The following is an 18,941-nucleotide window of genomic DNA, read 5'->3' on the forward strand; positions in this document are numbered from 1 at the left end:
GTTATGTCACTCCTTTTTCACGATTTTTGGGTCGATATAGAATGGTGTTTAATCAATTTGATAGAATATAAATAACGGTGCCGAAGCACCGTTATTTATAAGAGAAGATGACGATTAGAAGTTGTATTTCACCCCTAGCATGACAGCAGTATCGCTGTAGCCTTTATCGCCCAATTGTTGGCCTACGTTGCCCCAAACATTGAGTTGTTTATTCAGTTGCCCCTCAACGCCCAGTTTCAACTCACCAATATTCTTCGCTCCAGCCTGTTTCATCTCAACGGAGTTCATCGTTGTACCGAAGTCTTTGGTGTTATGGATCCAATTGGCTTCAACAAACGGCTGGAATTCACGGTCTTTACCATTGTCGCTAGCATGGTGTCCTTTCATATAAGAACGAACCCCAAGACGCGTCTGGATATTACCATCGCCCTGACCACTCACCTGAGTGCCATTGGCTTCACGGTGCTCGTCTGCCTTCACACCCATCCACGTTATCTGCGCTTTCGGCTGGATAAAGTACGTTTCATTCTTAGCCTTGTTTTCGCCAATCTTGAAGGTGTAGCCACTCTCTACTGAGGCGGTTACCCCTTTCGATTTGTACTCTTCTGTCGCCAGGCCCTCACCTTTCACCGTATTGTTGAACCAGCTATATTGCGCCCAGCCGTCTACATACAATCCTGACTTGTCTTCGTTGTTAGCATACCAAGTGCCATACACACCGGTAGTGTAACCATCAACTGAACCATCAGACTGATAACCCGATGCCGAATGAGTGTTGCTCTTGCTGTTACCGTAACCCGCCATTACGCCTAAATGTAAACGGTCCAGATCATTATTGCTCCACTGAGCAATATCGCCCCCCAATTGCATCACGTACCGATTGCTTTGGGTCTTCAACTGGCCACTCATATCACGCGAACGATTATGCCCACCTTCATTTCGTAACCACATACTGGTGACTTTCTGCTCGCCAGTCAGCGCATCAATATATTGAGTTTCCCCTAAACGATCATGCAGTCGCGTCACGAACATATTGTTAGCCGTGGCCAAGTTAGCAGTGTAACTTCCAGCCTCAGGGCGTTTGATTTCTTCACCAGGATTCACCGGACTCTCTGGATTTTCTGGATTTTCCGGGTTTTCTGGATCAACCGGCACATTGCCTAAGCTGGTTAGATACCAGTTGCTGGCATTCTGTCCCACACCGCGTTTCAGGCTGTAATCATACGCACCAGCCACAATACGACCACTTTGCACGAAATTACCGTCAGACTGGCCGTTGACCTGAATCAACTCAATACCATTGAGCGTTTTAGCGCCAAGCCCTCCTGCGTTATCCACACTCACATTAGTGGTTCCGCTGGTGCTGCCGTTGACTATCATGCTGTCCGTTGCAGAGTTGTCATCACCCAGCGCCGTGTTGAAATGCAGCAATCCGTTGTTACCAATATAATGACCATTTACCACTAACTGATTACCGGTGGTGCCAGTACCGTTACTGGTTTTATTGCCAATAAAGACCGTGCCGCTGTTGGTTAAATCCGTCCCCACCGTGAATACGTTGCTGGCAGGTGCCAAACGGCTCAGTATTGACGTCACTGGTGCTACCGGATTGCCGACAAACAATACGCCTTGGTTATCAATCGCACCAGCTACGCCGCCAAAGCCGCCCATAAAGGCACCGTTGGCAATATTCACTTGCTGGCTAGCCAGTGTCATTGGATCTGCATTGCTGCCCAAGATCAGGCCGCCTGCCTTGATATCTGTCTGGCCGGTATAGGCCGCAGACGGTGTTAACGATACCGTGCCAGTGCCATTCTTAGTCAGACTACCGCTACCAGTAACGCTATTTGCTAATGCCCAATCAGCATCTGAGTTCAATACCAGCGAACCATTATTGGTCACGGACGCCGTGCCCAGGTTCGCCGCCTGAGAAACAGTAAGCTGGCTAGCGTTGTTAATATCAAACAGGCCGCTGAACAGGCTGTTATCACCGCTGGCGATGATGTCGCTATTATTCTGCAATACCACACTGCCCGCATCACTGATGGCATTCACCAACTGACCTGTCGCACTGGTCAATGTTAATAGACCGGCATTGATAATGTTGCCATCACCCAGACCGGCGGCATTGTTCAGTAACGCCTGCGCACCACTGGCAATGGTCGTTACTGCGCTCAGGCCTGTGTTAGCCCCATTAACCGTCAGCACATCGGCAGCGATCGTCAACGCGCCTTTACCGGTGAGTTCACCGTCTGAAATACCGCCTTGACTCAGGGTCAGACTGCCGCCATTGACGTTCAATGAGGAACCGGCAGTACCGTTCAATTCACCTACTGTCTGGCTATGACCGTTCATATCAAAGGCGGTATCGGCTGCCAGAGATAACAGTGACGTATTCCCCAGCACATTGTCATTCGACATTTGCAGGGTGCCACTGCGAACCTCAGTCGCGCCGGTGTAGTCGTTGTTCAGATTGGACAGTGTTACGGTATTGCCTGCGCCGGTATCAATGGCCAGCTCACCCATGCCGGTGATTTTGGCACTCAAATCTGCTGCTGGGCCGGTTTTATTGGTGGCATACAGTGACAATGCGTCAGCGCCGCTTCCCAGTAACTCAACTTGCGTCAGACCGTAACCGACATACAATCCATCGTTACCCACACCGCTGGTCAGGCGATAATCATAAGTTCCTCTAGCGACCGTGGTGCCATTTTGGGCAATATCTGCCGTGGTGGCGTCAGTAATGACATTGCCATACTGGTCTTGCAGCACCAGATTGCCGCCATTACCTTGTACCGCAACATCACTTGTTGCTAGCTGCAATAGCGTGTTGGCATCATCTTGTTCCATAATTGGCAAGGTAGGATTAACGGGAGTCTGGCTGTTATCAACACTCTCGATATTCACTTCTACCGTACCGGTGCCGAGTAAATTCATCTCCTTCGTGGTGTGAATCGTGCTTTTCGCTACCGTTTCACCCGGTGTGCCGGTGTTAAACTTCACCGTACCGCCATCGAAGGCCAGCCCGCCGATAGTCTGAACACCATCGCCCACGGTTGTAAAGCTATCTGCTCCCGCTTTCAGGGTTGCATTCACCAGTGCCGAGGTATTTTCAGCCGCCAGTTCAAAAGTGGCGTGTCCTAATGCCAATACACCATTGAAGGCATTTTGTGCCGCGTTGGTAGTAAAGTTGAATGCATTACCTGCGGCATTTACTGCTACTGTACCCAAGCCATTAAGTTTGCTGTTAAAGTCCACTGCATTCAGGTTGTTAATCTGCAGCAGGCTGCCATCACCTAGGTTAAAACCCGTATCGGCATTGTCATCCTGAGCATTACCCAGTGCCAGCAAGACATTATCCAATGTCAGTGTGGAGTTATTAATCAGGTCGATGTAATCCATATTTTGGATGGTATCAACATCACTCAGCGTATACACCGAGTTATCAAAGGTCAGGGTGTCGCTACCTGTGCCACCATTCAGCGAACTGAACACGCCAGTATCAGCCAGTGTCAGATCTTTTAGGATAAATTCGTCATCACCGCTGCCGGTGGTGAAATCCGTCCCTTTACTGCCTTGCATCAAGGTGACAGTGTTGTTTCCAGTCAATAAATTGACCTGGCCGATAATGCTGCCACCCGTCTGGTTAGTGAAGGCCACACCGCTCCCGGTATTAGTCACCACCGCCTGCTGCGCCGCACTGTTGGCATGGATCGCGCCACTGTTGACGAAACTGGTGACATAACCGTTGTTGATATCCACCACCGGGTTAGTTAGTGACTGTGATATCAAGTTACCAGACTGCTCGACCTCACTGGTGGTGCCTTGCACAATCAGAGCGGCACCGCCTGCGGCATCATTGACATTCACGCTGGCACCGGTTTTCAGATTCTGACTGGAATTAGTCACAATCCCTTTGCCCGCGGCGGAATTGACGTTAATCACCAAGTCAGCCGAGTCGGACATATCCAATGTGTTATCGGTAATGGTATCGCCGGTATTGGCAAACAAAATACCGGTACCACTGCCGTTCACATTGATGGTGCCCGAGTTAGTGGCCGCCATTGAAGCACCGGTACGAATACCCGCGCCATTTCCCACGGTCAACGTGGTGTCTTTTAACTGAATACCTGAAATTTCGGCTTTGTTCTCAATAGCATTACCGGAACCACCGGCTGTCATGGTGATGGTGGCACCATCCACGGTCAGTGCTGTGGCACCGGTATCCAACAGCACACCATGGGCCGTGCCACCGGCTTTGGTTTCACCATTACCCGACAAGGTCAAGCTAGCGCCTGTCCCCAATAAGAAAGCGGCGGTGCCATCAGTCGCATTGACGGTACCCGAGTTATTGACTGTCGAATTAGCGCCTTGAATATTTACGGCAGTGCCATTCACTGAGATCTGATTTTGGTTCGTCAGGATCCCTCCATCGACTAGCACACCCGTGCTGCCAGATTGAGTAAAGTCGATAGAACCTTTGTGGATCAACTCACCACCGTTGCGGGCAATATAACCATAGGCGCCAGAAGCGGTATTACCCGTCGTCAATACCGCCGAGCTGGTTAAGACAGACTGGCCAGTAGTCCCAGTCGCGATACCATCCAAACCGTAGTAATTACCGTCAACAATACCGGCGGTGGCCCCATTACCGCTGAGGATCAGGCTAGCGTCAGCGGTGATCGTACCGGTCGCCCCACCTTCAACTTTCACCCCGGTGGCACCTTCACCCGAGAGCACCATATCTAGTGCACCAGAGCTGAAGCTACTGCCCACTCCCGTGACCTGAATCAACGATGAATTCTGACCGGTTGCATTCATGGTTGAGGCAGTGGTTCCAGCAAAACTGGCTCCTTTATCAACACGATACAAAGTAGAGCCTTCAGTTGACACCGTCTCAGCACCCACTGCAGTGTTATTGACACTGGCACCTGCACCATAAATCAGATATCCCACTTGTTTCTTACCTGAAACAAACTCAACCTGACCATTACCGGTGACATTAATAGTGCCCTTATCTTCAGCCACTACGCCAATAGCGCCGTCGCCCGTAAGGTTAACCTGACCGGAAAGGTTAGCCGCAGCCCCCGTCCCCACCGCTTGAATACCGTAGTTGGCCAGATTGGTCGCCGCATCAAGCCCTTTATTGACATAAATATTACCCGCGTTAGTCGCGGCGCTGCCTGCCAATACTTTCATGCCAACAGTATTGATACCATTGATAATAATATCGCCATTATTGACAACATTGGTGGCGTTCTGGCTGGAAGAAATACCGACATTTTGTGCTGCATTTTGCCCCGGCGTTGCACCCGCACCATTCAACTCAATCGTACCGTTCTGACTAACGGCGGTTCTGACACCTTGTGCAATAATTGCGGTGGAGTTTTCAGTTTTGCTGCCAATGACAATTTTACCGCCCACATTATTGATAAAAGTGGCGATATTGCTCAAATTAACAGTATCTTGAATGAGTTTAACGGCATAAGACTCTGTTTTTATTGCCAGATCAGTGACCACATCGGTTAATGAGCGCTGGGCTTGGCGGCCCACATAGACGGTGCCATTATTCTCAAAGGTAGAGCCTTTCTGAACACTCACCCCTTCGTTCAGATATCCTGCTGCAGGGGATGTATCAACAGTTGCGGCAATGTTTATTGCCCCGTTATTAACCAATGTGGAGTTGCCGTCAATAATAGCTGCGCGGGTATAAACACTGGTGCCACGTGAAGCAGTATTAATCACGCCATTGTTAGTCACTGAAGAGGTGCCATTCGCTAAAATCGCGGTATGACTCCCACTGGCGACATTCAGTGGTAATGTGGCAGACGGTATAGGTTTAAAATCCAGCATATCAGGGTTAGTCCCGGCATCCAGAACCCCTGTTGCTTCGTTAATTACCGTACTGTCTGTTGCTAAAATAATATTGGTGCCACGAACCGTTCCCGCAGCCGAACCTAATATCCCTGCGTTATTCAATGTTGCACCGTCTTGTAGACGCACAACCGAAATATCGGTGTTAAAAGCTTGAATGTTGGCATCAGTGCCAATATTCACAATGGCATGCTGACCATCACCATGAATAAAGGCAACGCGGGAAGAGTCGATAATATGATTTACAGCATCATTGGCATCAATCCCCATATCGAGATAGATCGGGGTAACTTTTGGTGAGGTATTAGAGTCGTTAGTAAAATAGGCGCGTGCCAGCTCGGCCTGATAACCTTTACTGTCGAGAACAATCGCACCACTTTTAATACCTGCGATCAAATCATTGTTGTATTTTTGAAAATCAGCAAAATTTTGAACATTTTGGGCACCTAAATAAGGACTGGTGAAAGCGCCGGTAAAGTCATCAAGTACCGCATTGGCAACTGAGGTGCTTCTGTCACGTATGTTATTGCTGTTATTACCCAGATTGACAACTGTTTTGGCATTATAATTGAGTACAGTATTCTGAGATGATGCGTTATCTGAATCGACATAGAATCCAGAAGACGTGGTTGCTGCCGCCTCACTTTTTAAGCCACCTTTCAGAATGGCGCTAAAATAATTCGTACCATCATTAACCCAACCAGATGCGGTACTACCAACATTCACTGTCAGGTCACTGCTATCCTGCACATGGAATAAATTACGATTCACATACTGACCATTTTCACCGACAGCATAGGATACGGGTACCGCAAAATCGGCAAGTGGTTTAATCGACATCGCCGTGCTGCTGTACACATTAATAGTAATTAATGCACCCGTTCCTTTAGGATCAAGGAAAGTTTCAGTCACCATGTCACCTAAATTGAAAATATTTTTACTGATCAGATTCTCTGCACCATAGAGGAAATTCCCCGCTGGAATATCCCCTAGCTTACTATTTTTAAAACCGGCATCACCTCGGGCAATGTTGCTAAAACTCCCCGATAAAGTATTCCCCGCGCCTGTGAAGGATTGTTCAAAATCAACTTCAGGCGTAAATACCGGAACAGTAATATCTGCCGCAAAAGAAGAGCTGGCCCCGAATGTGAACATCAAGGCGATGGCCATCTGGCTCAGACGAGCGGGCGCTCTTAAACTTAAGGTTGTACCAATCACACCTGAACAATATGACTTGGTTTTTTTACCGGATTTGGAAAACTCTGACGCCACATCATAGCGACCTAGTGCACTATTCCAAATGACTTTAAATACTCGATTCATAAAATTCTCAATTTTCTCTATATGTTATTGGTCATAATTAACGAGCAAGAGTCATACTCAACTAAAAAAATAATTGAGTTGGTAAACGCCCACTAGAAAATGGTTTAACTCTGACATTGGCTCATTAATAGGGATATTAAACTCGCTATGCCATATAGATATATAGGAGCAGAGAACTACATGAGTAGGACGAATCCTACAAATACGAAGAAATGAATTTATTTACAATAAAAATCAATCGGTTAAAAATCGATTTAAATAAGAATATTCTCATAACCATATAAGATTATAGAATAAGATATTTTATATTCATTATTTACACCAGTGACTCACTATAACGGCTTACGGGCACATAATAATCAAAAGAAGTTACATGCACTCAAACATAAGAATGATGTTTTTAATAAAATTCATCTTTTAAACATCACGTATTTGATTTTTTTGACTATTTTTTATAGAAAACGTGCAGATTATACATAAAAAATGATTTTTTTGGTTTTTATGATCGCAATAATCACAAATTCGACACTTTATCCTATCAATGTAATCATATCTAGATATACTAGAATATTGTTCTGTTGGCACTCTTGAGTCGAAGAATAAAAGATCGTTAAATAAAAATGACATTAATATAGCCATATTTACAATTAAATTTTCGTTGGATATGTCTTAAAAATAACTATTCATTTAAATCAGTTAAATAATCAAAATAATATAATGTTAATTATTGATAATAATTTAGCTAAAAATTAATGCAGGTGAATCTAAATGACAGAATCAGAAATCCCTTCTCGCGAATACAGCAGAACAAATCTGAGTAAGATCGGAGTAACACACTAATATTATTGATTATTTATTTAGGGATCGATTAAGTCTATAGCAATATTTGATGAAGGCTCAACGCCAACAATAATAGGTAAAAGACTTTTATTGGTTCGGGCAGGATTGATAAGCAGGTTGGATATCGGCATGTCACGATAAAATTTATGCCGCATCCAACCACTGCGAATACACAAGATGAAATTTAGCGGAACGGTGTGGTGTCCCCCGCTCCTTCGCGGATAACTTCAGGGGAAGAGTCTGTCAAATCAATGACGGTCGTAGGTTGTTGGCCCAATGAACCACCATGAATGATCAAATCCACTTGTTTACCTAAGTGCTCTTTGATTTCTTCTGGGTCAGATTCCGCGAAATCATTGCCCGGTAGCATCAATGTGGTCGACATCAACGGCTCACCCAAGACATCCAGCAACGCCAGCGCAATCGGATTAGACGGCACACGTAAACCGATAGTTTTGCGTTTATCATTCATCAAACGCCGAGGAACTTCTTTGGTCGCTTTTAAGATAAAGGTGTAGTTGCCGGGTGTATTATTTTTGATCAAACGAAAAGCCGTGTTATCCACATAGGCGTAAGTGGACAGCTCTGACAAATCACGGCACATCAAGGTAAAATTATGATGACCATCCAATTGGCGAATGCGACAGATACGTTCCATTGCCGATTTATCTTCTAAGCGGCAGCCAAGGGCATAACCAGAATCTGTCGGATACACAATCACCCCGCCTTTACGTAAAAAATCAACACTTTGGTTGATTAATCTAGGCTGTGGATTTTCCGGGTGAATATAAAAAAATTGACTCATGACTCTACCTCATCATTCAACGTACGAGTTGTCTGGCTCTATAGGCCAATCACGCCATACCGGCTCCACCCCAGCGGGCAGCCACAGTTTGCGGCCCAATTCAATCCAAGAGCAAGGTTGATGGAAATCAGACCCTTGGGATGCAAGTAAATTATAGTCACGCGCATATTGGGCAAGCTGCGCCCGTTCATGAGGAGCTTGCTGACACTGGGCAACTTCCATGGCATCTCCGCCATGTTCAGCAAAATGCGCCAATAACCGCTTTAGCCATTTTGCGGTTAAATCATAGCGACCAGGATGTGCTAGCACCGCTTGCCCACCAGATTGCTTAATCGCATCAATAGCTTGTTCTATTGTACACCATTGAGCAGGAACATAACCGGTCTTACCTTTGGCTAAATATTTCTTAAAAACCTGCCCGACATTGCTGGCAAGCCCTAACTCAACCAAATAACGAGCAAAATGCCCACGAGTTACCTGACCCCCACTCGCCAATCGGTTAGCCCCTTCCCAAGCATCAGGAATGCGCGCTTTAGCCAAACGAGCGCTTATCTCCTGCGCTCGGACATAACGGTGTTCGGATTGCTCACTCAATAATTTACAAATACTTTCATGATGGATATCAATGCCTAGCCCCACAATATGGATCTCATGGTTTTCCCATAATGTGGAGATTTCCACCCCCGGAATAAGCCGCAATGCCAGTTGTTGCTCGGCGATAGTCGCCGCCGCTTCTGCTAACCCCGCAGTGGTATCGTGATCGGTGATAGCCAAGACTCCCACACGCATTTGCGCAGCCCTCACGACTAATGCCGCTGGCGTCAACGAGCCGTCGGATGCCGTAGTATGACTGTGTAAATCATAGAGAGTAAAAGCCGAAGACTCAGCGACTCTATCAGGTGATTCAGCCGTATCAGCTAAAGTGGTGTTATCAGACACAACGGGTTTATTTATCAAAACGGTCTTATTAACCAAAACAGAAAATCCAGAAAAAACGTGGTTGGTTATGATACCTGCTAATAAGGACTTTACGCACTTTAATTGAAATCCGGGCACATCAGCCCGGTAACGCACAATTAAAAAACAATCACTCAGGGGTTGACATTCACTTCGCGAACCAGTTAACTAGTACGCAAGTTCACGAGGAAACCAATGATATCCTCGAATAAAGCAATCTTAGAGAGTCGTGACTGATAATGAAAACTTCCCTGATTTCCTTACTACGTTGGTGGCACATCTCCCTCACTCGGGCGATGTAATCACGCATATCCGTCATCAGACAGTGCAGATTGCTTCAGCCCGCTAATAGCGGGTTTTTTTATGGACAAATTTTGGCGTAATCACTTTTTCAGGATCACATCTTTTTAGGATCAATAGACAATGATGCAAACTTCACGCCCTACTTTACAGTTACTCACCGCCACGGCGTGTTATCGCGATGATCCCACTGCACTGTTTCATCAGCTTTGCGGCGCTCGCCCTGCAACATTATTACTGGAGTCAGCCGAGGTAACCAGCAAACAGAACCTGAAAAGTCTGCTCATTATCGACAGCGCACTGCGTATCACTGCACTCGGGCAAAAAGTGACCATTGAGGCACTGACGCGTAATGGTGCGTCTTTATTATCCTTATTGGATGCCGCTCTACCGGCAGAAGTTAACATTCAAGTGCGCCCTAATGGCCGTGAATTAACCTTCCCCATCATTAATGAAGTGCAAGATGAAGATTCTCGCTTACAAGCACTGTCCGTTTTTGATGCTTTACGCCTGCTACTCACATTGGTCAGCACTCCAGAGACCGAGCGTGAAGCGATGTTCCTCGGGGGCCTGTTCGCATACGATTTGGTTGCTGGTTTTGAAAACTTACCACCGCTGCGTGATGAAAACCGTTGCCCCGATTTCTGTTTCTATCTGGCCGAAACCTTACTGATATTAGACCATCAACATCGTTCAACTCATTTACAAGCGAGTCTGTTCACACCGGATAGCAACGAACATCAACGACTGACGGCCCGCTTAGAGCAGCTTAGTCATCAGTTACAACAGGCACCGCAGCCTATTCCGGCCATGTCAGTACCAGAAATGACGTTACAGTGTAACCAGTCAGATGAAGAATATGGCGCGGTCGTAAGTGAGTTACAGCTTGCCATTCGTGAAGGCGAAATTTTCCAAGTGGTGCCTTCCCGCCGGTTTTCTCTGCCTTGCCCCTCACCTTTAGCCGCTTACCAGACACTGAAAGACCATAACCCAAGCCCTTATATGTTCTTTATGCAGGATAATGAATTCTCTCTGTTCGGGGCTTCACCGGAAAGTGCACTGAAATACGATGCCACTAACCGCCAAATTGAAATTTACCCCATTGCGGGTACTCGCCCGCGTGGTCGCCGTACTAATGGCGAGCTGGATCGCGATTTGGACAGCCGCATTGAGCTGGAGATGCGCACTGACCATAAAGAACTCGCGGAGCACTTGATGTTGGTGGATTTAGCCCGTAATGATCTGGCGCGCATTTGTGAGCCGGGCAGCCGTTATGTCGCCGACCTGACCAAAGTTGACCGCTACTCCTTTGTCATGCATCTGGTCTCTCGCGTTGTGGGCACATTGCGCCACGATTTGGATGTTCTGCACGCCTATCAGGCCTGCATGAACATGGGCACCCTGAGCGGTGCGCCCAAAGTACGAGCCATGCAATTGATTGCTGGCAGTGAGGGTTCACGACGTGGCAGCTACGGCGGCGCTGTCGGCTATTTTACTGCACACGGTGATTTGGATACCTGCATTGTTATCCGCTCGGCTTATGTCGAGGATGGCATTGCCACCGTTCAAGCAGGTGCCGGTGTCGTACTCGACTCCATTCCACAGGCAGAAGCCGATGAAACCCGCAATAAAGCACGTGCTGTTTTGCGGGCAATTGCCACCGCACACCATGCCAGGGAGACCTTCTAATGGCCGATATCTTGCTGCTCGATAATATCGATTCCTTTACTTACAACTTGGTTGACCAGCTGCGTGCCAGTGGTCATCGCGTGGTGATTTACCGTAATCATATTGCCGCAGAAACCATTATTGAGCGCCTGCAACAACTCGAACAACCTGTGCTGATGCTCTCTCCCGGCCCCGGCACACCCGCTCAGGCCGGTTGTATGCCTGAATTACTACTGCGTTTACGTGGACAATTACCCATTATCGGCATTTGCTTGGGTCACCAGGCCATTGTTGAAGCTTATGGCGGTCACGTTGGTCAGGCGGGTGAAATATTGCACGGCAAAGCTTCTGCCATTGAACACGATGGGCAAGGCATGTTTGCCAATATGCCTAATCCATTGCCGGTTGCCCGCTACCACTCATTAGTTGGCAGCAATATCCCGACAGAATTAACCGTTAACGCCCGTTTTGGCGAGATGGTCATGGCTGTCCGCCATGATGCTCACCGGGTTTGTGGCTACCAATTCCACCCGGAATCGATTTTAACCACGCAAGGTGCCCGTTTGCTTGAGCAGACATTGGCCTGGGCGTTAGCGTAATTAAGGAACATAGAATGCAAAATTTACCCTCTAAAGACATGCTGCTGGCCAAAGATCTGTCATTGACCAAAGAGCAGTTGCTGGAAAAACTGTTCCAGGCCGAGATTATGACCCAGCAAGAAAGCCAAATGCTGTTTGCAGCTATCGTGCGCGGCGAATTAGAAGCAAGCCAACTGGCTGCAGCATTGATCAGCATGAAAGTTCGTGGTGAAACTCCCGCTGAAATAGCGGGTGCGGCACAAGCACTGTTGGCTGATGCACAGCATTTCCCGCGTCCAGATTATCTGTTCGCTGATATCGTCGGCACGGGGGGAGACGGCACCAACAGCATTAATATTTCTACCGCCAGTGCCTTTGTTGCCGCCAGTTGTGGTATCAAAGTGGCTAAACACGGTAACCGCAGTGTGTCCAGCCGTTCAGGTTCGTCTGATTTGCTGGCCGCATTCGGTATTCGTTTGGATATGACTGCCGAGCAATCACGGCTGGCCCTAGATGAGTTAGGGGTTTGCTTCCTCTTCGCGCCGCAATATCACATCGGTTTTCGCCATGCGATGCCCGTGCGTCAACAGTTGAAAACTCGGACGTTGTTCAATGTGCTGGGGCCATTAATCAACCCGGCTCGCCCACCACTGGCGCTGATTGGTGTTTATAGCCCTGATTTGGTGTTACCGATTGCACAGACCTTGAAGGTGCTTGGCTATCAACGCGCGGCGGTGGTACATGGCGGTGGCATGGACGAAGTCGCCATTCATGCCCCGACACAAGTCGCGGAATTGAATAACGGCAGCATCGAAAGCTATGAATTAGCACCAGAAGATTTTGGTTTGAATCGCTACCCATTGGGTTCGCTGCAAGGCGGTGCGCCTGAAGAAAACCGTGACATTTTAGCACGGTTGTTACAAGGTAAAGGTGAACCGGCACACGCCGCGGCCGTCGCGGCTAACGTCGCGTTATTACTGAAGTTGCACGGTCAAGAAAACCTGCGTCACAACGCGCAGCAAGCATTGGAAATGATTCACAGTGGTCAAGCGTTTTCACGTGTTACCGCTCTGGCAGCAAGAGGATAAATCATGCAGGAAACCGTACTTCACAAAATAGTGCGCGATAAGGAAATCTGGGTTGCCGCGCGGAAATTGCAACAGCCTCTGGCCAGTTTTCAAAACGATATAACCCTAAGCCAACGCGACTTTTATCAGGCGCTGCAAGGCAGTAAAACCGTTTTTATTCTGGAATGTAAGAAAGCATCCCCATCCAAGGGGATCATTCGTGACAACTTTAATCCGGCAGAGATTGCCGCTGTTTACAAAAACTATGCTTCTGCTATCTCAGTGTTAACTGACGAAAAATACTTCCAAGGTAGTTTTGATTTCTTACCGCAAGTCAGTGCCGTCGTGACTCAGCCTGTTTTGTGCAAAGACTTTATTATCGACGCCTATCAAATTCAACTCGCCCGTTTTTATCAGGCAGATGCGATTTTGTTGATGCTGTCGGTGCTAGACGATGACAGCTATCGCCAGTTGGCTGCGGTCGCACATAGCCTGAATATGGGCGTACTGACCGAAGCCAGTAATGCCGAAGAGCTGGACCGCGCCATTGCGCTGGGCGCAAAAGTCGTGGGTATTAACAACCGTGACTTACGTGACCTATCCATCGACCTTAATCGTACCCGTGAATTGGCACCTCGACTGCCAGAAGGCGTCACTGTTATCAGCGAGTCGGGGATTAATCATTACCGGCAGGTGCGTGAACTGAGCCATATTGCCAACGGTTTTCTGATCGGTAGTGCACTGATGTCCGAAACCGACCTTAATGCTGCCGTGCGCCGGGTATTACTGGGCGAGAATAAAGTCTGTGGGCTGACCCGCGCCCAAGATGCTGCCGCGGCATACCAAGCGGGTGCGGTGTATGGCGGGTTGATTTTTGTTAGCCATTCACCACGTCATGTGGACATCGCCCAAGCCCGTACCGTTATCAGTGGCGCGCCGCTAAAATATGTCGGGGTGTTCCGTGATGCTCAAATCAATACCGTCCAGCAAACTGCCGAGCGTTTATCTCTGGCTGCAGTACAACTGCATGGGCAGGAAGACCCATCTTATATTAATCAACTGCGTGAGGTTTTACCTGCCAGTTGCCAAATTTGGAAAGCACTGACGGTCAGTGACACACTGCCCACCCGCAGCCTACAACATGTCGAACGTTACGTATTGGACAATGGCGATGGCGGTACTGGTCAGCGTTTTGATTGGTCATTATTAGCGGGACAACCACTTGATAATGTCTTGCTGGCAGGCGGCCTGAATGCTGATAACTGTGCTGCTGCGGCTCAACTGGGCGCCGCAGGGTTAGATATTAACTCCGGTGTAGAAAGTGCTCCCGGCATCAAAGATCCTCAATTGATCGCTGCCGTATTCCAGACATTGCGCGCTTACTGATTTAATTTATGACCACATGTTGGTTAATCCGATAAAGGACAGAGAAATGACCACACTAAATCCTTACTTTGGCGAGTTCGGCGGCATGTACGTGCCCCAGATTCTGATGCCAGCATTGAAGCAACTGGAAGACGCTTTTGTCAGTGCCCAACTGGACCCTGAGTTTCAGGCGGCATTTCAGGATTTGCTAAAGAACTATGCAGGGCGCCCAACGGCCCTGACCCTGTGTCAGAATTTGACCGAGGGGACCAAGACCAAGTTATATCTCAAACGAGAAGATCTGCTGCATGGCGGCGCGCACAAAACCAACCAAGTGTTGGGTCAAGCTTTATTAGCCAAGCGCATGGGTAAGACTGAAATCATTGCAGAAACCGGTGCAGGACAGCATGGGGTCGCGTCAGCATTAGCTTGTGCCCTGCTTGGCTTGAAATGCCGTATCTATATGGGGGCGAAAGATATTGAACGCCAATCACCTAACGTGTTCCGTATGCGCCTGATGGGCGCAGAAGTTATCCCGGTACACAGCGGCTCATCGACCCTGAAAGATGCTTGTAATGAAGCGTTGCGTGACTGGTCTGGTAGCTACGAAACCGCCCACTATATGCTAGGTACTGCTGCTGGCCCACATCCTTATCCAACCATCGTGCGTGAATTCCAGCGGATGATTGGCGAAGAAACAAAGACGCAAATATTAGCCAAAGAAGGGCGTTTACCGGATGCGGTACTGGCATGTGTCGGGGGCGGCTCAAACGCGATTGGCATGTTTGCTGATTTTATCGACGAACCGGGCGTGGGTTTAATTGGTGTTGAACCCGCTGGGTTGGGTATCGAAACCGGTCAACATGGCGCCCCACTTAAGCACGGCAAAGTCGGCATCTACTTTGGAATGAAATCACCCATGATGCAAACCCGTGATGGTCAGATTGAAGAGTCTTACTCTATTTCTGCCGGGTTGGATTTCCCGTCAGTCGGGCCACAGCATGCTTATTTGAACAGCATCGGCCGTGCTGATTATGTTTCAGTCACCGATGATGAAGCGCTGGAAGCCTTCAAAGCACTGTCATGCAAAGAAGGGATTATTCCGGCATTGGAGTCTTCCCATGCACTGGCCCATGCTTTGAAAATGATTAAAGCGTCGCCGGAAAAAGAACAAATACTGGTGGTTAATCTGTCTGGGCGTGGTGATAAAGATATTTTCACCGTCCACGATATTTTGAAAGCACGGGGAGAAATTTAATGGAGCGTTATCAGCAGCTTTTCAAACAGTTGGCCGCCAAAAAAGAAGGGGCTTTTGTTCCTTTCGTGCAGTTAGGTGATCCATCACCGGCCCTCTCTTTGGATATTATTGATACTTTAATAGCAGCAGGCGCGGATGCGTTAGAGTTAGGTATCCCGTTTTCCGACCCGTTGGCTGATGGGCCGACCATTCAAAACGCGGCATTGCGAGCCTTCGCTGCGGGTGTGACGCCAGGTATCTGCTTTGAGATGTTAGCGGAAATTCGCAAAAAACATCCAACCATCCCTATTGGTCTGCTGATGTATGCAAATCTAGTATTCCACAACGGGATTGATACTTTCTATGAGCGCTGTGCTGAAGTGGGCGTTGACTCGGTACTGATTGCTGACGTGCCATTCGAAGAGTCAGCTCCGTTCCGCGCGGCCGCAGCACGCCATGGCATTGCTCCTATCTTCATCTGTCCCCCCAATGCTGACGATGATTTATTGCGTGAAATTGCTTCACATGGTCGTGGCTATACTTATTTACTCTCACGCGCTGGTGTTACCGGCGCTGAGAACCACGGTCATCTGCCGTTAAATCATTTGATTGATAAACTGCGTGAATACAATGCCGCACCAGCACTGCAAGGTTTTGGTATCTCAGAACCTGAACAGGTAAAAGCCAGTTTAGCTGCCGGGGCTGCGGGGGCAATTTCTGGCTCTGCCATTGTCAAAATCATAGAAAATAATGTCTCACAACCTGCTGAGATGTTGAAAAAATTAGCTCATTTCGTCTCAGAAATGAAAGCCGCAACTCGTCTCTAATCTTTACTCAGCGCCTGAAAGTCTCATTCTCAGGCGCTGAACTCATTATCGCGTGAGTATTAACGCTAAAATTTCTCGCGGCCTGTGGGAACATTGCAATCTTGGCAGTAATTACTCCCTTATTTTCAATATGTTCTCCACGAATTATTCACTGCTAATTTGAATTAACGCCATTAATAACCAATACTAATTATTGTGTTACATATGCCCTATGACATCGATAAACATGGAGAGTCATTTATGAAGATTTTCAAAACCCTTTCGGCCCTATGTATTGCAGTGATTATGGCGATGGCGGTATCCGCCTGTGCACCGACAGCAAAGTCTGAAGGCACAGGGGGCTATCTGGATGACACGGTGATCACGACGAAGGTAAAAGCGGCACTACTGGGTGAGAAGAATCTAAAATCCACGGAAGTCAGTGTTGAGACATTCAAAGGGCGGGTTCAACTGAGTGGTTTCGTCAGCTCACGCCAAGATGCTAATCGGGCCGTACAAATAACCCGCACCGTACCTGGGGTGAAATCGGTCAGTGATCAGATGCAAATCAGATAATTTAACGATAGGAGGCGCATTTCTGCGCCTCCTTTATCACCCAGTCCTGCCATATCAAGCACAACTGGCTTGCTCAAAGCATTACCGTTACAGATGGGCGAATCCCGATAAGCTTAACCAAGTAAGTGCAGCTAACCCTCTTGTCGCGGCAAAAGCGACGGGAAGTTAGAAGCGATAACCCGCGCCAAACATAAATACCCATGGGTCAAGGCGTGTATGGATGCTCTGCTCCACCCCACCAGCTTTGAATTTAACGTCGGTTTCGATGTTCATCCACCAGACAGACATGTTCAGCATCCAGTTTTCACTGACCATGTAATCCAAACCAGCTTGTCCTGCCACACCCCAAGAGTCTTTAACACTTAAATCGGTCAAGCCCGCAGAAGCACCGGTATTGTTGAATTTCTCGTCAAAGAAGGTGGTGTAGTTTAAGCCAATCCCTAAATACGGACGCAGTTTGTCTTGTTTATCACGGAAATAATATTGCGCCATCAGTGTTGGTGGTAATTGCTTAACTTCTGCAATATCCCCGGTTGGCCCAAGACCGACTTTATGACGGAACGGCGTAGCCGCCAGCAGCTCGACCCCAATATTGTCAGTGATCAGATAGCTGAAAGTCAGACCTAACTGAGTATTATTATCCGCCTTGAAAGAACCATAACCTAGTACATCATCAGACCCTGCATTTGGTCTGACTGTCGCCGTCCCTGCCCGGAAAATATAATCGCCTGCTTGATGCGCACTGACTGCAGTCGATGCCAGAGTTGCTACGGCTAATAATGCCAAAGTGACTTTTTTCATTATCCATTCCATTTGTAGGTACATTCGCGAACAGAATATACCTACAAATAAGTATTCATGATCCAATCGAGATCACATCTTTCGTAACAATCTAAATAAATCCTAATTTAAGTAGGGTTATTTAATTCCTTAATAACATTGAAATTGATCTGGATCATAAATGACCTTTTTCAGCAAATCGTGCTAATGACCATTGATGAAAAAGTGAACCGTCGTCATGCTGCTATGCTTGGATGTCAAATGTGTGAAATCGTGATCGGTTAGCTGTTTACTTTGTAAGGAGCGGTAGATTAAAGATGAGCGCTGAAATTAATCCGTGTGTGAATTGTGGTGCCTGCTGTGCCTATTTTCGGGTTTCATTCTATTGGGCAGAAGCCAAAGAGGGGGGTGGTACAGTACCTAATGCGATGACAGAACAAGTCACGCCATTTATTAGCTGCATGTCAGGAACTAACAGCAAATCCCCCCGCTGTATCGCCCTTCAAGGAGATGTCGGTCAGTCCGTTTCCTGTTCAATTTATGGCGATCGACCGCCGCCTTGCCACGAATTTGAGCGCTCTGGCGAGGCCGGAGAACCTAATCCTTATTGTGATCGCGCCCGCGCCCACTACGGCTTGCCACCGTTACCCATTGATAATATCCAGATAATTAGATCAGAAGAAATCAGCCATTGGCCAATCACGGGATCCCATAGCGCGCCATAACAAGGTATAATCATCGGCTAGCGCTATTTTTTCGATCCCA

General features: G+C 47.7%; 11 protein-coding genes, 2 pseudogenes and 1 other annotated feature. Of the genes and pseudogenes, 9 read left to right on the forward strand and 4 right to left on the reverse strand.

All coding sequences use genetic code 11. From position 1 onward, the window contains the following. Positions 1-114: 114 nt before the first annotated feature. The 3 genes from ACIOG0_RS11630 to ACIOG0_RS11640 form a co-directional block, all read right to left on the reverse strand. The gene (locus tag ACIOG0_RS11630; protein WP_128451531.1) at positions 115-7,197 is read right to left on the reverse strand and encodes an autotransporter outer membrane beta-barrel domain-containing protein; all 7,083 of its coding nucleotides are present in this window, start codon (positions 7,195-7,197) and stop codon (positions 115-117) included. Between the two features lie 1,024 nt (positions 7,198-8,221). Then, positions 8,222-8,842: an L-threonylcarbamoyladenylate synthase gene (locus ACIOG0_RS11635; protein WP_050101324.1), complete on the reverse strand. Its 621-nt coding sequence runs from the start codon at positions 8,840-8,842 to the stop codon at positions 8,222-8,224. 12 nt (positions 8,843-8,854) lie between these two features. Continuing rightward, positions 8,855-9,781, reverse strand: coding sequence for an RNase RNM (locus ACIOG0_RS11640; protein WP_087770257.1), 927 nt, complete (start codon positions 9,779-9,781; stop codon positions 8,855-8,857). A 257-nt stretch (positions 9,782-10,038) separates the two neighbouring features. On the opposite strand from ACIOG0_RS11640, the gene trpL reads away from it, so the two are divergent. The 8 genes and pseudogenes from trpL to ACIOG0_RS11680 all read left to right on the forward strand — a co-directional run bounded on the left by trpL (position 10,039) and on the right by ACIOG0_RS11680 (position 17,396). Continuing rightward, positions 10,039-10,101, forward strand: coding sequence for a trp operon leader peptide (gene trpL / locus ACIOG0_RS11645; protein ID WP_115155793.1), 63 nt, complete (start codon positions 10,039-10,041; stop codon positions 10,099-10,101). Continuing rightward, positions 10,063-10,164 (forward strand) — a sequence feature (Trp leader region). It overlaps the preceding gene by 39 nt. Positions 10,165-10,225: 61 nt before the next feature. Beyond that, a complete protein-coding gene (locus ACIOG0_RS11650) occupies positions 10,226-11,788 on the forward strand; it encodes an anthranilate synthase component 1 (RefSeq protein ID WP_128451559.1) in 1,563 nt (520 codons plus the stop codon). Then, positions 11,788-12,360: pseudogene (locus tag ACIOG0_RS11655) on the forward strand (gamma-glutamyl-gamma-aminobutyrate hydrolase family protein); the annotation flags it as partial. The gene ACIOG0_RS11650 and the pseudogene ACIOG0_RS11655, both read left to right, overlap by 1 nt. Positions 12,361-12,440: 80 nt before the next feature. After that, positions 12,441-13,433, forward strand: a pseudogene (gene trpD / locus ACIOG0_RS11660) (anthranilate phosphoribosyltransferase); the annotation flags it as partial. Between the two features lie 3 nt (positions 13,434-13,436). Then, positions 13,437-14,798, forward strand: a complete 1,362-nt coding sequence (gene trpCF, locus ACIOG0_RS11665) for a bifunctional indole-3-glycerol-phosphate synthase TrpC/phosphoribosylanthranilate isomerase TrpF (RefSeq protein WP_145582057.1) — start codon at positions 13,437-13,439, stop codon at positions 14,796-14,798. A gap of 46 nt (positions 14,799-14,844) precedes the next feature. After that, positions 14,845-16,035 (forward strand): tryptophan synthase subunit beta, encoded by a 1,191-nt coding sequence (gene trpB / locus ACIOG0_RS11670; protein WP_050101328.1) that lies wholly within the window; start codon positions 14,845-14,847, stop codon positions 16,033-16,035. Continuing rightward, a complete protein-coding gene (gene trpA / locus ACIOG0_RS11675; protein ID WP_050101329.1) occupies positions 16,035-16,841 on the forward strand; it encodes a tryptophan synthase subunit alpha in 807 nt (268 codons plus the stop codon). Before trpB ends, trpA begins: the two co-directional genes overlap by 1 nt. 240 nt (positions 16,842-17,081) lie before the next feature. After that, positions 17,082-17,396 carry a BON domain-containing protein gene (locus ACIOG0_RS11680; RefSeq protein ID WP_050101330.1) on the forward strand — a complete coding sequence of 105 codons (315 nt, stop codon included), beginning with the start codon at positions 17,082-17,084 and terminating at the stop codon, positions 17,394-17,396. Positions 17,397-17,561: 165 nt separating this feature from the next. Here the strand turns inward: ACIOG0_RS11680 and ompW are convergent, their stop codons facing one another. After that, positions 17,562-18,197 carry an outer membrane protein OmpW gene (gene ompW, locus ACIOG0_RS11685; protein WP_072086745.1) on the reverse strand — a complete coding sequence of 212 codons (636 nt, stop codon included), beginning with the start codon at positions 18,195-18,197 and terminating at the stop codon, positions 17,562-17,564. Positions 18,198-18,493: 296 nt separating this feature from the next. Here ompW and ACIOG0_RS11690 point away from each other — a divergent pair, with 296 nt between their 5' ends. After that, positions 18,494-18,901, forward strand: a complete 408-nt coding sequence (locus ACIOG0_RS11690) for a YkgJ family cysteine cluster protein (protein WP_050101332.1) — start codon at positions 18,494-18,496, stop codon at positions 18,899-18,901. Positions 18,902-18,941: the final 40 nt, after the last annotated feature.

The sequence above is a fragment of the Yersinia vastinensis genome, assembly GCF_044905075.1.
In the GTDB taxonomy this organism is placed as follows: domain Bacteria; phylum Pseudomonadota; class Gammaproteobacteria; order Enterobacterales; family Enterobacteriaceae; genus Yersinia; species Yersinia vastinensis.